Raw genomic sequence first — 17,736 nt, forward strand, 5'->3', positions numbered from 1 at the left:
GTGGCTGCACATTTAGCACCACGCCGGCGACGCGCTCAAGCCGCCGCCCAACAACAACGACTCCAAAGGAGCCCCCATGAGCCTCGACTCCCGCCTGCCCGATTTCCGCAACCTGTCCCCTGCCGCTCGCCTCGACCATATCGGCCGCCTGCTCGACCTGGGCGGCGACGACCTGCGCCTGCTGGCCGAAGCCGGCGCCCTGCCGATGGACATCGCCAACGGCATGATCGAAAACGTCATCGGCAAATTCGAACTGCCCTACGCGGTGGCCAGCAACTTCCAGGTCAATGGCCGCGATGTGCTGGTACCGCTGGTGGTGGAAGAACCCTCGATCGTCGCCGCCGCCTCCTACATGGCCAAGCTGGCCCGGGCCAACGGTGGCTTCATCACCTCCAGCAGTGCCCCGCTGATGCGTGCCCAGGTGCAGATCGTAGAAGTCCGCGACCCGCTCAACGCGCGCCTGAGCCTGCTGCGGCGCAAGGACGAGATCATCGAACTGGCCAACCGCAAGGACCAGTTGCTCAACCGCCTCGGCGGCGGCTGCCGCGACATCGAGGTGCACAGCTTCGTCGACACCCCGCGCGGACCGATGCTGGTAGCGCACCTGATCGTCGACGTGCGCGACGCCATGGGCGCCAACACCGTCAACACCATGGCCGAGGCCGTGGCGCCGCTGATGGAGGAAATCACCGGCGGCAAGGTGCGCCTGCGCATCCTCTCCAACCTGGCCGACCTGCGCCTGGCCCGGGCCCAGGTACGGATCACTCCGGAACAGTTGAAGTCCGCCGAGTTCAGCGGCGAGGCGGTGATCGAAGGCATCCTCGACGCCTATACCTTCGCCGCCGTCGACCCGTACCGGGCGGCCACCCACAACAAGGGCATCATGAACGGCATCGACCCGCTGATCGTCGCCACCGGCAACGACTGGCGCGCCGTCGAGGCCGGCGCCCATGCCTACGCCTGCCGCAGCGGCCATTACGGCTCGCTGACCACCTGGGAAAAGGACGGCAACGGCCACCTGGTCGGCACCCTGGAAATGCCGATGCCGGTTGGCCTGGTGGGCGGCGCCACCAAGACCCATCCGCTGGCGCAACTGTCGCTGCGCATCCTCGGCGTCAAGACCGCCCAGGACCTCGCGGAAATCGCCGTGGCCGTGGGCCTGGCGCAGAACCTCGGGGCCATGCGCGCCCTGGCCACCGAAGGCATCCAGCGTGGTCACATGGCCCTGCACGCGCGCAATATCGCGGTGGTCGCCGGTGCCCGCGGCGACGAGGTGGACTGGGTCGCCCGGCAACTGGTGCAGGACCACGACGTGCGCGCCGACCGCGCCGTCGAACTGCTGAAACAGAAGCGTGGCGAATGAACGGGGCGGTAAAGGTCTTCGAGGTCGGCCCGCGTGACGGCCTGCAGAACGAGCCCCGGCATTTGCCGGTGGCTTCGCGCCTGGGGCTGATCGGGGAACTGGCGGCGACCGGCCTGCGGCATATCGAGGGCGGCGCCTTCGTCTCGCCGCGCTGGGTGCCGCAGATGGCGGGCAGCGACGAGGTGTTTCGCCAGTTGCCTGGCGACGACGGGATCAACTACAGCGCCCTGGTGCCCAACCTTCAGGGTTTCGAAGCTGCCCGGCAGGCGGGGTGCCGCGAGGTGGCGGTGTTCGCCGCGGCCTCGGAGGCGTTCTCGCGCAACAACATCAATTGCTCCATCGACGAAAGCTTCGAGCGCTTCGCCCCGGTGCTGCGAGCTGCCAGGGAAGCCGGCATCCGCGTGCGCGGCTATGTATCCTGCGTGCTCGGCTGCCCCTTCAGCGGCGCGGTGGCCCCCGAGGCAGTCGCCTCGGTGGCCCGCCGCCTGCATGAACTGGGCTGCTACGAGATCAGCCTGGGCGACACCATCGGCGCCGGCCGCCCGGACGAAACCGCGCGGCTGGTCGAACACTGCGCCGGGCAACTGCCGGTCAGCGTCCTGGCCGGGCACTTCCATGACACCTGGGGCATGGCCATCGCCAACGTGCACGCCGCGCTGGCACTGGGCGTACGTACCTTCGACAGCTCGGTGGCCGGCCTCGGCGGCTGCCCCTACTCCCCCGGCGCCAGCGGCAACGTGGCCACCGAGGACCTGCTCTACCTGCTGCACGGCATGGGCTTCGCCACCGGCGTCGACCTGCCTACGGTGGCCCGGGTCGGCGCGCGGATCAGCGCGGTACTGGGCATCGCCAGCCGCTCCCGGGCGGGCCTGGCCCTGGCGGCAAGGAGCAAGCGCGAAGACTGACAGCGACCGTGGCTCCCGAACAAAAACAACAAGCCCGCAAGGGCAGGAGAATTCCGATGACACTAGAATGCCGCCTGCACCGCCTCCCCTCGGAGGTGGACCATGGCTGACGACAACCTCTACGAAGTCTGGGGCGACACCGTGGATAGCCGCCACCTGCTCGCCTCCATCGCCGTCGGCGCCGCCTGCAGCCTGGGCGCCTTCTTCCTCGCCGCGCACCTGCTCACCGGCTGGGTCGAATCCAGCCAGATGGCCCGCGCCTACGCCATGCTCCTGGGCATCCTTGGCTCGCTGCTGGGCGGCGGGGTCAGTGCCTGGCTGTTCAAGCCCAAGCGCCATGTGGTGGAGCACGTCGCCGACCCGGCCTGGCGCCAGCAGGTGATCGAGGAACTGCGCAGCGAATACGGCGGTATCGGCCAGCTTTCCGAGCTGCCGCCGGAAGTCCGCAACGAACTGCGCGAGCTGGGTCTGGAACGCCTGTTCGACGAGGCCGACCCGGCCCGCCCGACGCCTGCCCACAGCCCCGCCCCAACCCTGAAGCGAGGTACCGCCTGATGGACGCCCTGTTCGACCAGATCCTGATTGCCGCGCTGATGGGCGTGATCGGCGCCGTGGTGTTTTCCGCCATCGGCCTGATCTCCGGCAGCGACGAGACCACCACCCTGGCGCCCCTGACCCTGCTGGTGGTGCTGCTCGGCGTGCCCGCCGCCGGGGTGTTCACCTTCTTCCTCGCCGGCGCGGTGGCCAAGCACATGACCCACGCCGTGCCCACTGCCCTGCTGGGCATCCCCGGCGATACCATGGCCACGCCGCTGATGCGCGAGGCGAACTTCCTGCGCAACCTCGGCGTACCCCATATCGCCCTGCGCAAGATGATTTCCGGAGCGGTGATCGCCGCCCTGGTGGCCGTGCCCCTGGCGGTACTGTTCGCCGTGCTGCTGGCGCCGTTCGGCGACGGCATCAAGCAGGCCGCACCCTGGGTGTTCCTCGCCGCCGCCACCACCATCGCCTGGTTTTCGGCGGGGCGCTGGGCCTCGGTATTGGCGCTGGTGCCGTTCGTGATGGTGATCATCGCCCTGCAGACCCTGACCGGCCAGCATGGGGTCAAGCTCAGCGTCAGCTACTTCCTCGGCATCGCCATCGGCCCGCTGATCGCCGCCCTGTTCGCCATGCTCGCCCCGGCGGAACGGGCACGGATGAAGCGCAGCGAACCGCGCACCTTCTCCCTGTCGCCGGACGTCAAGGGCTGGGGCGGCTGGTTCCCCAACCCGCTCAAGGTGCTGGACCGCCGCCAGGCCGGCTGGACCCTGACCACCGCCACCGTGTCGAGCGCCACCTTCGTGTTCAGCCCGGTGGCGATGACAGTGATCCTCGGCGAAGTGGTCGGTGCGCGCATCAAGCACGCCTACCATCGCCTGACCTCGGTGATCAGCGTGCGCAACGGCGTCACCGAGTCCACCTACATCGCCGAGGCGCTGATCCCGCTGATCGCCTTCGGCCTGCCCCTCAGCCCGGTGGCCGCCGGTCCTGCCGCCCCGCTGTTCAACGCCCCGCCACGCTTTACCGTGGACAGCGCCAGCGGCCAGGTGAACAACCTGCACAACCTGCTCAGTGCCTGGGAGTTCCTCGCCTTCGGCATGCTCGCCGTGCTGATCGCGATCCTGATCGCCTACCCCTTCTCGATGAACTTCGCCCACCGCGCCGCCTCGTTCGTCTCGCGGCGCATCAGCCACGAGGCGGTGATCGCCACCTTCGTCGGCCTGATCCTGGTGATCGGCCTCTGGGAAGGTGGCCTGCTCGGCCTGCTGGTGATCCTCACCGTCGGCCTGCTGGGCGGTTTCCTGCAGCGCTTCATCGGCTTCAACATCGGCGTGCAGTTCATGGGCTACTACACGGCCGTGCTCAGCGTGCCGGCCATCGTCGCCCTGTTCGCCTGACCTGATCCTCACACCCTCTCCCACGCAGCCCCGGGCGGCTGCGTGGCTTCACTCGCCCGCAAGAAAGGAACAACAACAATGAATATCCTTTGCCCCTCGCGCCGCCTGCCGGCGGCCTGCGCCTGCCTGCTGCTCGGCACCACCGCTGCCCAGGCCGCAGGCTTCGTCGACGACGCCAAGGCCGGCCTGACCCTGCGCAATTTCTACATCAACCGCAATTTCGTCGACCCGGCGTACCCGCAAGGCAAGGCCGAGGAATGGACCCAGAGCTTCATCCTCGACGCCCGCTCGGGCTTTACCCAGGGCGTGGTCGGCTTCGGCGTGGATGTGCTGGGGCTGTACTCGGTAAAACTCGATGGCGGCCGCGGCACGGCCAATACCCAACTGCTGCCGGTGCACGACGACGGGCGTCCGGCGCATGATTTCGGGCGCCTGGGCGTGGCGCTGAAAGCACGGGTGTCAGCCACCGAACTGAAGGTCGGCGAATGGTCGCCGATGCTGCCGGTGCTGCGCTCGGACGACGGCCGCTCGTTGCCGCAGACCTTCCAGGGCGCCCAGCTGACCTCCCGGGAGATCGACGACCTGACCCTCTACGGCGCCCGCTTCCGGGGCAACAGCCCGCGCAACGACGCGAGCATGGACGACCTGTTCATGGCCGGACGCCCGGGCGCGACCTCGGATCGCCTGGACATCCTCGGTGGCGAATACCTGCTCAACGACAAGGCCACCCAGATCGGCGTCTGGCACTCGGACCTGCAGGACATCTACCGCCAGCAGTACTACAACCTGACCCACCGCCAGGCCGTGGGCAACTGGACCCTGGGCGCCAACCTCGGCTGGTTCGTCGGCAAGGACAGCGGCCGTTCGCTGGCCGGCGAGATGGACAACCGCACCGCCTCCCTGCTGCTCTCGGCGCGTACCGGCGGGCACACCTTCTACCTCGGCCTGCAACGGGTCAGCGGCGATACCGGCTGGATGCGGGTCAACGGCACGGCCGGCACCAGCCTGGCCAACGACAGCTACAACTCCAGCTACGACAACGCCCGCGAGCGTTCCTGGCAACTGCGCTACGACCATGATTTCGCGGTGGACGGCCTGCCGGGGTTGCAGTTCATGACCCGCTACATCAGCGGCGACCATGTGCGCACCGGCAGCGTCAGCGATGGCAAGGAATGGGGGCGCGAAACCGAACTGGCCTACACCGTGCAAAGCGGCAGCCTTCGCGACCTGACCCTCAGGTGGCGCAACTCGACCCTGCGCCGCGACTTCAGCAGCAACGAATTCGATGAGCACCGGCTGATCGTCAGCTATCCGTTGGCGCTGTTCTGAGGCTGCAGGCGCCACAGCGCCTGCGGAAGCATGGGTATCTACACATCTTCCGGTTTACCCAAACTACCCATGCGGCGCGGTCCCGGTAGGAGCTGCGTCGGCCATCGCTCGAGATGTGTAGATAGACCCTTCAGAAGAAGTACCTCACTGAAGCCCCCAGCGTGGTCGACGGCTGCGGCACGATCACAAGGCCAGCGTTGGTGCCGTAGGCCACCTCGGTTCCGTAGCGATGGGGCTGGAAGGTCCCGTACAGGCTGAACTGGTAGTCGCTGTAGTCGTAGCTGGCGCGCAGGTCATAGCGCGTGTACGGGTCCATCTCGTGCTTCTCGGTGCCGATGTAGTACGGAATCCCGGACAGGTGATACACGTCGGCATTCAGCGTGAGCTGGCCATCGAGGAAACGGTCGCGGTACTGCACGCCCGCCTTGTAGGTGTGCTCGGGCACCACCAGCCGCGCCCCGGTGCCCGCCGGCGGGTTGTTGATCACCGCGTCGATGATTCGGCCGTAGCTGGCGTAGGTGCTGACGGTGGAACTTAGCTGGTAGTTGACGCTGGTCTCGGCGCCGCGGCGGGTGGTGTCGCCCACTTGTTCGTAGAGGCCGGGCGAGGTCTGCACCGTCTCGCTGTCGTTTTCGATGTAGTAGAACTCGGTGGTGCTGGACAGGCGCTGCGAGGGCCGCAGGGTGAAACCGATATCGTAGGACTTGACCTTGCTCGGCCGCACATCGCCATTGATCCGGCCACCGGTTTCGCTCAGCGGTAACGCATTGCCACTGCCGGAACTGATGTACTCGGCCGCCGGCGAACGGAAGCCTTCGGCGAAGTTGGTGAACAGTTCCAGTTGGTCGATGGGCGTCCACGCCAGGCCCAGCTTGGGCGTGGTCACCGAGCTGTGGTAACCGGTGTCGGCATTGCGGAACTTGAGGTTGTCGATGTCGTAGTCGAAGCGGTCGTAGCGGATGCCCGCCAGCACCTTCAGCGAGTCGAACGGCTTGTACTGGCCCTGGGCAAACACGCCATAGGTGATCAGGTCCATGTCGAAGTCGTAGTAGAAATTCTGCGTCGGCTCGAAGTTGCGGTATTGCTGGCGCAAGGCATCGCCGTTGTCGCGGCGCGCGTCGGCGCCGATCATCAGGGACGCCCGGTCATCGACGACGAAGTTCCAGGCCAGGCGACCGCCATAGATATCGCGATCATCCTTGCCGTAGTTGTGGGTGTTGCTGCCATTGGAAATCGCCCGTACCCGCTTGAAGTCCTCGTAATAGGCGGTGTAGTAGAGCCCGGCTTCGTCATGGGCGGGGGCACGGTTGAACACGTAGGTATTGCGGTTGGCGTTGCCGAAGCCATACAGGTTGTCGGTGTCGCGCCGGCTGATGGTGCCGGCCTTCAGGGCCGGCAGGTTGAGGTAGCCGTCGTTCCTGAAGTCCGAGTCGTAGTGACTGAAGCGCGCCGAATACCTGGCATCGTCGATGACCTTGGAGACTTTCCAGAAGTAGTTGTCGCGGTTGGTCTCGGCGGCCTTGCGATAGCCGTTGGTCTTGTACACATCGGCGACGAACAGCGACTCGAACCCTTCGTGCTCGCCAGCCAGCACCAGGTTGGCGCGGCGACCATCGTAGCTGGCGATATCCAGGCCGATGCTGGAGGCCACGTCGCCGCCATCGAGGGTCTCGATATTTACCGCGCCGGCGCGGTTCTGGTCGCCATACAAGGCGGACACCGGTCCCTTGATGACATCGACCCGCTTGATCATCTGCGGGGTCAGCCATTCGAGGAACACCGGACCGTGACCGGCACCGCCCTGGCTCGACGGAATGTTCTGCGGCACGCCGTCGACGTAGACCGCGACGTCGGCGCCATGGGTGCCGTTGGTGGCGAAGCCGCGCATGCGAAAGCCGTTGCCGGTGTCGCCCTGGTCGATGTTGTTGGCGACAACCCCCGGCACGCGGCGGTAGATGTTGGAAATGTCCCGGTCGACGTTGAGGGTGCGTATCTCGTCGTCGGTGATGGTCGAGACGGCGGCAGGCAGGCTCTGCGGAGCGTTGCTGACCTTGCTGCGGGCCAGCGGCTGGACCGCCGTCGAGCCCTTGCCTTCCCCCACCACTTCGATGGCACTCAGTTCGGTGGTCGCCCTGTCGTCCGCCAGCAACGGATCGACAGAGCCTAAACCGGCAGCCAGGGCGGCGCCGGTGAACATCCAAGCCTTGCCGCGTTTCAACGATTCCTGCATGAGTCATGCCTTATAGATGTTATAACCTAACATTTGCGACACCCTACAGGAATTGATATGAATGCGCCATCAGCCCGACGAAGGCTCTAGCGCGCCTATTTCTTCTTCACACCTCCCTGCCGGGCCTTGAAGCGCGGATTGGATTTGCAGATCACATAGAGGCGACCGTGACGTTTGACCACCTGGCAGTCACGGTGGCGGCGTTTGGCTTGCTTGAGCGAGGAAAGCACCTGCATGGCATATCTCCGACATGTAATAACGTAACATTATCGCAAATGATTCTTGGTTACAACTTGCAATATCAAGCCTGGCTGTCTTGGGCCAGGGCCATAAGCAGGCTGCCCACGGGCGGCTGCTGGCGGAAGTGACCGTCGATCCCGGCGAAGATCGCCTCGGCGACCTTGCGCTGATGCCGTGCGTCATGCAGGCGTCGGCAGTCGCCCGCGTTCGAGATGAAACCTGTTTCCACCAGGATCGACGGCACGGCAGCGGACTTGAGGACGGCGAACCCGGCCTGCTCTACCCTCGACTGGTGCAGCCCGGACACCCCGCCCAACCGGGTGAGCACCTGGTGGCCGAGGTCCAGGCTGGTGGAAATGGTCGCGTTCAACGCCATGTCGAGCAGGACCCCGGCAACCATGGGATCGTCCCGGCGCAGCTTGACCGTCAGGCCACCGCCAACCGCATCGGCACCGTTTTCCCGTTCTGCCATCCAGCGCGCCATCGAGGAACTGGCACCGCCCTGGGACAGGGCGAACACCGAGGCGCCCGAGGCAGTCAGCCGCGGCGCCGCATCGGCGTGCACGGAGACGAACAGGTCGGCATTCAGGCGCTGGGCCAGTTCGGCGCGCTTGCGCAAGGGAATGAAGATGTCACCCGAGCGGGTCAGCCGGGCCTTGTAGCCCTTCTGCGCATCGATGCGCCTGGCCAGCAATGCGGCAATCTGCAAGGCCACGAGCTTTTCCTGCTCGCCCTTGGCGCCCACTGCCCCCGGATCCTTGCCGCCATGGCCGGCATCGATCACCACCAGCAGATCGCGACCGCTCTTTGCCGCAGGGCGCTGGACGACCTTGCCCGCACCGCCCTGCAGCACCAGTTCCAACCGGCGATCACTGGCGAGCATCGGCCGAAGCTGACCACGCACATCGGCCTGGCGCAGGTCCAGGACCAGGCGCAAGTCCCCTGCCGGCGTCGTGCCGCTGCGGATCGCCTGCACTGGCGTGCCGTCGAGCACCAAGTCGCCCAGTGAGGCTTCGAGCGTTGTCTGGTGCAGGTCCAATACCAGCCGCGGTGGGGATTCCAGGGAAAAACTGTTGGCGACCACCGGCCCATTGACGTCGAGCAGCAAGCGGGTAGCGCCGTCCTTCCGGTCCACGCTGACCCGTCGCACCACTTGAGAGGCCTGGGCCACCAACGGAATCGGCAGCGCCAGGCCGGCGAGAAGAAATTTCAACAAGCTACGTCTGTCCATACCTTCGTACACCTTCGTTTCCCAGGGACATGGTCTTGTCGCCTTGAGAGGATGCAAAAAGATACATTATAACGTTTTGAGCTTATTGAAAAACGGAGCGTCAACCTCTGCTGGCTTTCTTCAACAACCCATCCAGAGCACGGAGAAAGGCATCCAGGGCGAACGGCTTGGTCAGGACCATCCCGGGCGGGTCCAGCGGCGAATTGTCGAGGACCTCCGGATGCGCGTACCCGGTCATGAACAGCACCGGCAGATGCGGACGCACCGCGCGACTCTCCAGGACCATGCGATGGCCATCCATTCCGCCGGGCAAGCCAATGTCGGTGACCAGCGCGTCGATCGTGATGTCCGAGCGCAACAGGCGCAAGCCGGCCTTGCTGTCGCCCGCCTCGATCACCGCATAACCCTGGCTGGCCAGGGTTTCGCTGACGAAAGCGCGCACCGACGCCTCGTCTTCCACCACCAGGATCGTGGCGCCGGTGCTGCTGGTCGGCAGCACGGGACTGGCCTGTATCTCTTCGGCCGCCGGCAGCGGCAGGTCCCGCAGCGGCAGGAGCAGGAACACCCGCGTGCCCTCGCCCACCCCGGACTCGATCCTGACCTGCCCCCCGGACTGCCGGGCAAAGCCATAGATCATCGGCAGCCCCAGCCCGGAGCCAGCGCCCACCGGCTTGGTGGTGAAGAACGGCTCGAAGGCCCTGGACAGCACCTCCGGGCTCATGCCGGCGCCATCGTCCTCGACGCACACCGTCAGATACTCACCGGCCGCAAGGTCCTGGTCTGCCGACAGATGCTGGTGGAAGGTGCGAATCTGCAAATGGCCGCCGCCCCGCAACGCATCCCGGGCGTTGATGCACAGGTTGAGCAGCGCATTCTCCACCTGCGCAGGGTCCACCAGACAGGTGGCGCGGGTCGCCTCCAGCCTCACCGCAACCTCGATGCTCGGCCCCACGGTGCGCTGGATCAGCTCTTCCATGCCGCTGACCAGGGCGTTGATATCGGTCGGCACCGGCGACAGGGTCTGTTGCCGGGAAAACGCCAGCAGCCGGTGGATCAAGGCCGCGGCCCGTTGCGCGGCCCCATATGCCACCGCCACGTAACGTTCCAGATCGACCGTGCGGCCCTGGCCCAGGCGCAGCTTGATAAGGTCCAGGCTGCCGGTGATACCCGCCAGCAGGTTGTTGAAGTCATGAGCGATGCCCCCGGTGAGTTGGCCTACCGCCTCCATCTTCTGCGCCTGGCGCAAGGCAGCATGGGCGGCTTCGCTCTCGGCGACGGCCTCGGCGATGCGCGCTTCCAGGGTCCGGTTGAGGTCCAGCAGCGCTTGCTCGGCGGCCTTCTTGGCGGTGACATCGATGGACGAGCCGATCAAGCCGATGACGTTGCCGGCATCGTCCAGCAGCGGCGCCTTGACCGACAGCCAGATGGCCGCCGTGCCGTCGGGCATGTCGACCCGTTCCTCGATCTGCTCGGCCTTGCCGCCCTGCATGATGCGCTGGTCGGTGACCATGATCTGGCGGGCCTGGTCCTTGTCCTCGAGGAATTCAAGGTCGGTCTTGCCCAGGTAGAACGACGGCGGCTTGCCGATGAGCTCGGTAGTGCCGTGGTTGGCCACCAGCATGCGACCGTCGAGGTCCTTGGCGTAGACCACGCCGGGCACCGCTTCGGCAAAGGTGCGCAGCAGCGCCGAGATGCGGTCGCGCTCCGCTTCTGCGGCACGGCGCGATTCGATATCGACCAGCACACCCGGGAAACGCACCGCCTGCCCTTCGGCGTTGCGCTCGGCACGGCCGCTGGCTTCGACCCAGCGATAGCGACCGTCGTCCTGGCGTACCCGGTACTCGCAGCGAAACGTGCCCCCCAGTTCCAGGGTCCGCTGGATATCGGCAGCGACCCGACCTGCGTCTTCCGGATGGATCGAGGTGAAGGCCTCCTCGATGGGCATACCGCTCTGGCAGCGCTCCGCCGGTAGCCCGAATGCCCGGGAAAAGCGCTGGTCGGCGGTAACGCTGTTGTTCGGGATATCCCAGACCCAGGTGCCGCTGATGGCCCCGGAATCCAGCGCCAGTTGCAAGCGTTCAAGGGCCCCGTCGGGATCGGCTGGCCTGGCGTGATCGCTGGCGGGCGCTGGGGGCTCTGGATTCATGGCGGACCTCGGGGCGGCGGGCTGGGCAGTTGGGAGAGTCGACATCCGACAAAGCGGATGTAGGAAAAAGACTACCGTCGCCTTGAGAAAATTCCACCCCTCGACCGTATCAATCCCGTTGCAAGTGCACCGCCAGGCCCTCCTCCCCCGGCGCCAGGTCCGGCCGCAGGGTCAACTGCGGGATCAGGTAGTCGCCGCCATTCTGCCGCCGGTAAGGGATCGGCGCGTCGCTCCACAAGCCATCCAGGCGCTGCTCCAGCGCCGTGCAGGCGGCCGCGAACGCCGCCTCGTCGACACGGCTGGTGCGATGCAGGACGAACGGCGGCAGCACCTCAAACCCCGGGTAGAACAGGATGCCGTGCTGGATCGGGAACAGGATCGCCTCCATCGGCCCGTTGATGCCCCGTGGCTCATAGTGCGAAGCCCAGCCACCGGTGGTGACCATGAGCATGGCGCGCTTGCCGCTCATGCTGCCCTCGCCGTAGCGGTCGCCCCAGTGCTGGTCGGAATGCTCGCCGACGCCGTAGGCGAAGCCATAGGCATAGACCCGTTCGACCCAGCCCTTGAGGATCGCCGGCAGGCCGAACCACCACAGCGGGAACTGCAGGATCAGCGCGTCGGCCCAGCGCAGCTTGTCCTGTTCCCGGGCGATGTCGGCGCTCTGGGTACCGTCGGCAAAGGCCTGGCGCGAGTCCTCGGAGACGCGAAAACGCACGCCCGGCTGGCCTTGGGTGTTGTCGGCGGCAGAGATCAGCGGGTTGAAACCCATGGCATAGAGATCCGACACCTGCACCGCATGGCCCTGGCGCTGCAGGTGGGCGACCGCGTGGTCCTTGAGCGAGCCGTTGAGGGAACGGGGTTCGGGATGGGCATGGACGATCAGCACATTCATGGTGGGGCTCCGTGACTTGGGATATGCCGCGCATGATGGGCGTCGCCTCGGTATAGTTAAAATGAATATCCAATATGCCAGGTATTGCCATGCATGATTCCCTACGGCGTCTCGACCTCAACCTGCTGGTGACCCTCGACGCCCTGCTCACCGAGCTCAACGTCACCCGCGCGGCGCAGCGCCTGCACCTGGCGCAGCCGACGGTCAGCGTGCAACTGGCAAGACTGCGGGACCTGCTCGACGACCCGCTGCTGCTCCCCGGTCCGCGGGGCATGCGCCCCACCGCCCGGGCCGAGGCGTTGCGGACGCCCTTGCGCCAGGCGCTGGAAGCCTTGCAACTGGCGATTGCCCCGGCCCAGCCCTTCGACCCGGCGGCCGCCAGCCAGACCTGGCGCGTGGCGGCCACCGACTACGGCGCCTCGACCATTCTCCTGCCGGCACTGGCCACCCTTCGCGCCGCCGCGCCAGCGACCCGGCTGGCCGTACTCGACCTGCAACCCTCCGCACTGGTGCGCCAGGCCGAACTGGGCGAGATCGACATGGCCTTCCATATCGCCGAACAGGCGCCGGCGGAACTGCGCCAGCGCTCGCTGTTCGTCGAGCGCTATGTGCTGGTGGGCCGGACGGATCACCCCGGGCTGCGACGCAAACCGACGCTGAAGCAGTTCTGTGCCCTGGAGCAGGTGATCGTCTCGCCGGATGGCGGGGGTTTCCACGGGCCAACCGATAACGCCCTGGCGGAACGGGGGCTGAGCCGACAGGTAGTGCTGTCGGTGCCGCATTTCATGCTGCTGGCTTCAGTGCTGGCCAGTTCGGACCTGGTGGCGATGGTGCCGGAACGGCTGGTGGTTGGCGATGCACGGTTGAAGGTGGTGGACGCGCCGCTGGCGGTGCGGAGCTTCGAGATGCTGATGCTGTGGCCGGAGCGGGTGCATCGGGATCCGGGGCATCGGTGGTTGCGGGGGGTGATTGGGGAGTGCTTGGGAGGCGATCGTAACTGGCGGTAGCGGGGTCGCGAATCATGGCTGCCGACAATGGAAGCCGGTCGGCCACGCGACTTTCATCAGGATCAGGTGGCTCAACCGGCAAAAGTGCGCACGGGTTCTACAGGTTCTTTTGGCTATCGCGAAGCTGGTAATGGGAGACGTAGGTATCTCGCGAAGGCTTGAGATGGTCACTGCACAACTGAACCAATCTCTCCACATCACCGACCTTCAATGCTTCGATGATCAACCAGTGCTCGCGACGAGCACGCTCCAGTTGATCGCTTATCACCAGAGAAGACGAACGAATGGAATGGGCGCGCTGCGCATGATCTTGAGTCGCAACCACCAGGACCGCATTGTCTGAAAGCCCGAAGAGAACCTTGTGGAACTGCATGTTAGCTCTGAAAGCGCCGCGCAGATTTCCTGCAGCCACCATCTCGTCATGGATGGTCTGGATCGCGATCAGGTTGTTCAGATCGGTCTCGCTTACCGGAAACTTGATGAGCCGGACACACTGACATTCGAGAAGCTCGCGAACGGCATAGAGGTCTTCTACCTCCTTTGCCGTGTACGCGCGCACCAATGCACCCACGTTGCGCTTGCGCTCCACGAGCCCCATCCGCTCAAGCTCGACCAGCACCTGCCGCACCACGTGTCTTTTGAGACCGAAACGCTCCAGCAGTTCGTCCTCGACCAGCCGCTCCCTCGGATGAAGAAAGCCCAGGACTATCTCCTCTTCAAGAATGCGAACGGTCTGTTCAAGCCCGTTGGCCGGGGTCTCTGTGTCGATGAGCTGCATGGGGCTGCCTTAAAAACGGTGGTGCGGACGAGGAGAAGACTGCCACAAAACGAGGATTACCGCAGCCGCTAGATTATCAATAATTTCCCCGACGATCCGCGCTTGCAGTTGAAGCGTGATCGTGTTCTCATCCGCCCAACAGATTATTGATAATCTGGTCGATGATTAATCCAATAATAAGCGGTAGGTGATCCATGCCTGACAATTCCTCTGTCATCAGACCCACTGGCATTCGCAAAGGGCTGACCAATTACGGCGACACCGGCTTCGCGCTATTTCTGCGCAAAGCCTTCATCAAAGGTGCTGGCTACAGCGACGATGCCCTGGATCGTACGATCATCGGTATTGCCAACACGGGCAGTGGTTACAACCCCTGCCACGGTAACGCTCCGCAGCTCATCGAGGCCGTAAAGCGCGGTGTCATGATGGAAGGCGGTCTGGCTATCGACTTCCCGACGATCTCCATCGCTGAAAGCTTCTCTGCTCCTACCAGCATGTACCTGCGCAACCTTATGGCGATGGACACTGAAGAGATGATTCGCGCCCAGCCGATGGACGCCGTGGTGCTTATCGGTGGTTGCGACAAAACCGTGCCGGCCCAATTGATGGGGGCGGCGTCAGCCAACGTCCCGATGATCCAGCTCGTAACGGGCTCCATGCTTACTGGTGGCCATCGCGGCGAGCGCGTGGGGGCCTGCACCGACTGCCGCCGGTTCTGGGGTCAGTACCGCGCTGAGGAGATCGACCAGCAGGAAATCAGCGAAGTGAACAACAAGCTGGTGGCCAGCGTCGGCACCTGCTCGGTAATGGGTACGGCGAGCACTATGGCGTGTCTCGGTGAAGCCCTCGGTATTGTCATGCCTGGAGGGGCGACTCCACCTGCCGTCACCAGCGATCGAATCCGCATTGCAGAAGAAAGCGGTCGCCAGGCAGTACGCAACGCCCGAAGTGGCCTGACTCCGGACAAGATCCTGACCGAGAAGGCTTTCGAGAACGCCCTGCGTATTCTGCTGGCCATCGGCGGCTCCACTAACGGCATCATTCACCTGACCGGCATCGCGGGCCGCATGGGCTACGAGATCGACCTCGAAGCGTTCGACCGCATGAGCCGCGAAACCCCGGTCCTGGTCGACTTGAAACCATCTGGTCAGCACTATATGGAAGATCTCCACCGCGCCGGAGGCCTGCAGTCGGTACTGCGTGAGCTGAAGCCCCAGTTGCACCTGGATGCGATGACCGTGAGCGGTCGCACACTGGGCGAGGAGCTGGAAGACTTCCCAGAGTACAAGCAGGACGTGGTTCGCAGCGTCTCGAACCCGATCTACCCTGCCGGCGGTATCGCTTTCCTGAAGGGCAACCTGGCTCCGGATGGCGCAATAATCAAGCAGTCCGCAGCCAATGCGAAGCTAATGGAGCATGAAGGCCGCGCGGTCGTGTTCGAGAACTCCGAAGACATGGCTAACCGCATCGATGATCCAGATCTGGACGTCAATGCCGACGACGTGCTGGTTCTCAAGAATATCGGCCCGATCGGTGCACCAGGCATGCCTGAAGCCGGCTACCTGCCTATTCCGAAGAAGCTGGCTCGCCAAGGCGTCAAGGATATGGTGCGAATTTCCGATGGTCGCATGAGCGGGACTGCTGCCGGCACCATTGTTCTTCACGTCACTCCGGAAGCCGCGCTGGGCGGGCCACTTGCGCTGGTTCAGAACGGTGACCGCATCCGCCTCAGCGTCAGCGAACGCTGCATTGAGCTCAAGGTTTCGGATGAGGAGCTCGCTACTCGCCGCTCCAATCTGGTGCTCCCCAAACCCGTTGATGCCGAGCGTGGTTACCGCAGACTGTTCTACGAACAAATGACCCAGGCCGACAAGGGCTGCGACTTCGAATTCCTGCGTCCTCCGCAAATGATTGCACGCGTGCCAGCGAAGTAAGGCTTCTCAACAAACTGAAGCTTGATTGAAGACCGGTAGCGCCAAGGCGCTATCGGCTTATATGACAATAACAAGAGGTGTTCAAATGAACGCGCGCCCTACCCGCATTCGCTATTTCATTCTGCTGTTACTGTTCTTGGTAACAACAATAAACTATGCCGACCGTGCAATCCTTTCAATTGTCGGTTCGTCAATGCAGAAGGAACTAGGCATCACGCCGGTTCAGATGGGTTTCTTGTTCTCTGCATTCGCTTGGGCCTATGTGGCGGGCCAGATCCCTGGTGGCTGGTTGCTGGATCGGTTCGGTACCAAACGCGTTTACGCGTGGAGCATCTTTCTCTGGTCCTTGTTCACCATCTTGCAGGCAACCGTCGGTTGGTACAGCGTTTCCGTTGCCGTAGTTGTAATGTTCGCCCTTCGTTTTCTGGTTGGGCTAGCCGAGTCGCCATCCTTCCCAGGTAACAGCCGAATGGCTGCAGCATGGTTCCCTTCGGCAGAACGCGGTACTGCAGCAGGTATCTTCACCTCCGCCCAGTACTTTGCAACCGTACTGTTCGCCCCCTTCATGGCGTGGATTGTCTACCAGTTCGGTTGGCATTATGTGTTTGTAGTGATGGGCTCCCTGGGCATGATCATGGCCGGGGTCTGGCTCAAGACCGTCTACTCGCCAAAACAACACCCTCGCATCAATGCTGAAGAACTAAAACACATTGCCGACGGCGGCGGCATCATCGACATGGATCAGACCGGCGCCAAAAGTGATGCCGTCAAACCTAGCCTGTCGGCATTCAAGCAGCTTTTGACCAACCGCATGATGCTGGGCGTATTCATCGGCCAATACTGCATCAATACCCTCTCCTACTTCTTCCTGACCTGGTTCCCGGTGTACCTGGTTCAAGACCGTGGAATGTCGATCCTCAAAGCCGGCTTCATCGCTTCTATTCCGGCTATCTGCGGGTTCCTGGGCGGCGTGCTGGGCGGCATCATCTCCGACGGCATGATACGCAAGGGGAAATCTCTGACTTTCGCACGCAAAGCCCCACTGGTACTGGGCATGCTGATGTCTACCTGCATGGTCGCCTGTAACTACGTTGACGCTGAGTGGCTGATCGTAGCGATCATGGCGCTTGCCTACTTCGGCAAAGGCTTCGGCGCCATCGGTTGGGCAGTTGTGGCCGACACTGCTCCGAAGCAGATTGCCGGTCTGTGCGGAGGCATGTTCAACGCATTCGGCAACACAGCAGGTATCACTACGCCGATCATCATCGGTCTGATCCTGCAAGCAACGGGTTCCTTTGAAACTGCTCTGGTGTTCGTCGCAGCCAATGCCCTTATAGCAATGTTCTGCTACCTGTTTATCGTCGGGAAAATCGAGCGTATGGAATATAAATCCGACGACTGCCAACAACCAATTACCAAAGCCTTTCAAGCCAAGTGACCGACGGGGCGCTCAACAATGAAATTTAATTGTTCGCCTATTTAAACCTCAAAGCAGATACGCGGCTTAACCTATCGAGCAATACCCATTTTCCCGCCGCAGCAAAAACTTGCTGCGGCGGATTTTTTCAGATCTAGCAAATACTTTGTTTTCAAACCGTCATTAGAAAAAAGAGGTGAGAATCAAGATGGCCAAGGCCGCCGATGTCGTTGTGCAATGCCTGGAAAACGAAGGTGTCGAGTATGTGTTCGGCATTCCCGGCGAGGAAAACCTCGACCTGCTGGAATCCCTGCGCAAGTCGAAGAT

General features: G+C 63.8%; 15 protein-coding genes. 9 read left to right on the forward strand and 6 right to left on the reverse strand.

The features are described from left to right. Positions 1-76: 76 nt before the first annotated feature. The 5 genes from V0R59_RS22400 (at position 77) to V0R59_RS22420 (ending at position 5,534) form a co-directional block, all read left to right on the forward strand. On the forward strand, positions 77-1,363 hold the full coding sequence (locus V0R59_RS22400) for a hydroxymethylglutaryl-CoA reductase, degradative (RefSeq protein ID WP_330076849.1): 1,287 nt from the start codon (positions 77-79) through the stop codon (positions 1,361-1,363). Next, positions 1,360-2,268: a hydroxymethylglutaryl-CoA lyase gene (locus tag V0R59_RS22405; RefSeq protein ID WP_330076850.1), complete on the forward strand. Its 909-nt coding sequence runs from the start codon at positions 1,360-1,362 to the stop codon at positions 2,266-2,268. Before V0R59_RS22400 ends, V0R59_RS22405 begins: the two co-directional genes overlap by 4 nt. 102 nt (positions 2,269-2,370) lie before the next feature. Then, positions 2,371-2,823 carry a hypothetical protein gene (locus V0R59_RS22410; protein ID WP_330076851.1) on the forward strand — a complete coding sequence of 151 codons (453 nt, stop codon included), beginning with the start codon at positions 2,371-2,373 and terminating at the stop codon, positions 2,821-2,823. Then, positions 2,823-4,205, forward strand: coding sequence for a tripartite tricarboxylate transporter permease (locus V0R59_RS22415; protein ID WP_330076852.1), 1,383 nt, complete (start codon positions 2,823-2,825; stop codon positions 4,203-4,205). Before V0R59_RS22410 ends, V0R59_RS22415 begins: the two co-directional genes overlap by 1 nt. A gap of 78 nt (positions 4,206-4,283) precedes the next feature. After that, positions 4,284-5,534: an OprD family porin gene (locus tag V0R59_RS22420; protein WP_330076853.1), complete on the forward strand. Its 1,251-nt coding sequence runs from the start codon at positions 4,284-4,286 to the stop codon at positions 5,532-5,534. A gap of 130 nt (positions 5,535-5,664) precedes the next feature. Here V0R59_RS22420 and V0R59_RS22425 read toward each other — a convergent pair whose 3' ends face one another. From V0R59_RS22425 to V0R59_RS22445, 5 genes are all read right to left on the reverse strand, one after another. Further along, positions 5,665-7,764 carry a TonB-dependent receptor gene (locus V0R59_RS22425; protein WP_330076854.1) on the reverse strand — a complete coding sequence of 700 codons (2,100 nt, stop codon included), beginning with the start codon at positions 7,762-7,764 and terminating at the stop codon, positions 5,665-5,667. A 95-nt stretch (positions 7,765-7,859) separates the two neighbouring features. After that, on the reverse strand, positions 7,860-8,000 hold the full coding sequence (gene ykgO, locus V0R59_RS22430; RefSeq protein WP_330076855.1) for a type B 50S ribosomal protein L36: 141 nt from the start codon (positions 7,998-8,000) through the stop codon (positions 7,860-7,862). 65 nt (positions 8,001-8,065) lie between these two features. Continuing rightward, on the reverse strand, positions 8,066-9,235 hold the full coding sequence (locus V0R59_RS22435) for an N-acetylmuramoyl-L-alanine amidase (RefSeq protein ID WP_330076856.1): 1,170 nt from the start codon (positions 9,233-9,235) through the stop codon (positions 8,066-8,068). Between the two features lie 100 nt (positions 9,236-9,335). Further along, a complete protein-coding gene (locus tag V0R59_RS22440; RefSeq protein ID WP_330076857.1) occupies positions 9,336-11,381 on the reverse strand; it encodes a hybrid sensor histidine kinase/response regulator in 2,046 nt (681 codons plus the stop codon). A 109-nt stretch (positions 11,382-11,490) separates the two neighbouring features. Continuing rightward, on the reverse strand, positions 11,491-12,273 hold the full coding sequence (locus V0R59_RS22445; RefSeq protein ID WP_330076858.1) for an NAD(P)H-dependent oxidoreductase: 783 nt from the start codon (positions 12,271-12,273) through the stop codon (positions 11,491-11,493). An 89-nt stretch (positions 12,274-12,362) separates the two neighbouring features. Here V0R59_RS22445 and V0R59_RS22450 point away from each other — a divergent pair, with 89 nt between their 5' ends. Continuing rightward, positions 12,363-13,280: a LysR family transcriptional regulator gene (locus V0R59_RS22450; protein ID WP_330076859.1), complete on the forward strand. Its 918-nt coding sequence runs from the start codon at positions 12,363-12,365 to the stop codon at positions 13,278-13,280. Between the two features lie 97 nt (positions 13,281-13,377). Here the strand turns inward: V0R59_RS22450 and V0R59_RS22455 are convergent, their stop codons facing one another. Further along, a complete protein-coding gene (locus tag V0R59_RS22455) occupies positions 13,378-14,058 on the reverse strand; it encodes a GntR family transcriptional regulator (RefSeq protein WP_330076860.1) in 681 nt (226 codons plus the stop codon). Positions 14,059-14,252: 194 nt separating this feature from the next. Here V0R59_RS22455 and V0R59_RS22460 point away from each other — a divergent pair, with 194 nt between their 5' ends. The 3 genes from V0R59_RS22460 to V0R59_RS22470 form a co-directional block, all read left to right on the forward strand. After that, positions 14,253-15,992: an IlvD/Edd family dehydratase gene (locus V0R59_RS22460; RefSeq protein ID WP_330076861.1), complete on the forward strand. Its 1,740-nt coding sequence runs from the start codon at positions 14,253-14,255 to the stop codon at positions 15,990-15,992. Positions 15,993-16,077: 85 nt separating this feature from the next. Further along, complete coding sequence (locus V0R59_RS22465) at positions 16,078-17,430, forward strand: MFS transporter (protein ID WP_330076862.1); 1,353 nt, start codon at positions 16,078-16,080, stop codon at positions 17,428-17,430. Between the two features lie 187 nt (positions 17,431-17,617). Further along, on the forward strand, positions 17,618-17,736 hold a 119-nt coding region (locus tag V0R59_RS22470), incomplete at its 3' end, for a thiamine pyrophosphate-binding protein (protein WP_146050469.1).

Origin of the sequence: Pseudomonas ulcerans (genome assembly GCF_036324125.1) — a bacterium.
GTDB classification, from domain to species: Bacteria; Pseudomonadota; Gammaproteobacteria; order Pseudomonadales; family Pseudomonadaceae; genus Aquipseudomonas; species Aquipseudomonas ulcerans.

Bases quoted from the DNA above. Each gene is read 5' to 3' on its own strand.
- V0R59_RS22450 (WP_330076859.1), top strand. From the start codon at position 12,363: ATGCATGATTCCCTACGGCGTCTCGACCTCAACCTGCTGGTGACCCTC.
- V0R59_RS22435 (WP_330076856.1), bottom strand. From the start codon at position 9,235: ATGGACAGACGTAGCTTGTTGAAATTTCTTCTCGCCGGCCTGGCGCTG.
- V0R59_RS22415 (WP_330076852.1), top strand. From the start codon at position 2,823: ATGGACGCCCTGTTCGACCAGATCCTGATTGCCGCGCTGATGGGCGTG.
- V0R59_RS22400 (WP_330076849.1), top strand. From the start codon at position 77: ATGAGCCTCGACTCCCGCCTGCCCGATTTCCGCAACCTGTCCCCTGCC.
- ykgO (WP_330076855.1), bottom strand. From the start codon at position 8,000: ATGCAGGTGCTTTCCTCGCTCAAGCAAGCCAAACGCCGCCACCGTGAC.
- V0R59_RS22455 (WP_330076860.1), bottom strand. From the start codon at position 14,058: ATGCAGCTCATCGACACAGAGACCCCGGCCAACGGGCTTGAACAGACC.
- V0R59_RS22420 (WP_330076853.1), top strand. From the start codon at position 4,284: ATGAATATCCTTTGCCCCTCGCGCCGCCTGCCGGCGGCCTGCGCCTGC.
- V0R59_RS22465 (WP_330076862.1), top strand. From the start codon at position 16,078: ATGAACGCGCGCCCTACCCGCATTCGCTATTTCATTCTGCTGTTACTG.
- V0R59_RS22440 (WP_330076857.1), bottom strand. From the start codon at position 11,381: ATGAATCCAGAGCCCCCAGCGCCCGCCAGCGATCACGCCAGGCCAGCC.
- V0R59_RS22405 (WP_330076850.1), top strand. From the start codon at position 1,360: ATGAACGGGGCGGTAAAGGTCTTCGAGGTCGGCCCGCGTGACGGCCTG.
- V0R59_RS22445 (WP_330076858.1), bottom strand. From the start codon at position 12,273: ATGAATGTGCTGATCGTCCATGCCCATCCCGAACCCCGTTCCCTCAAC.
- V0R59_RS22460 (WP_330076861.1), top strand. From the start codon at position 14,253: ATGCCTGACAATTCCTCTGTCATCAGACCCACTGGCATTCGCAAAGGG.
- V0R59_RS22425 (WP_330076854.1), bottom strand. From the start codon at position 7,764: ATGCAGGAATCGTTGAAACGCGGCAAGGCTTGGATGTTCACCGGCGCC.
- V0R59_RS22410 (WP_330076851.1), top strand. From the start codon at position 2,371: ATGGCTGACGACAACCTCTACGAAGTCTGGGGCGACACCGTGGATAGC.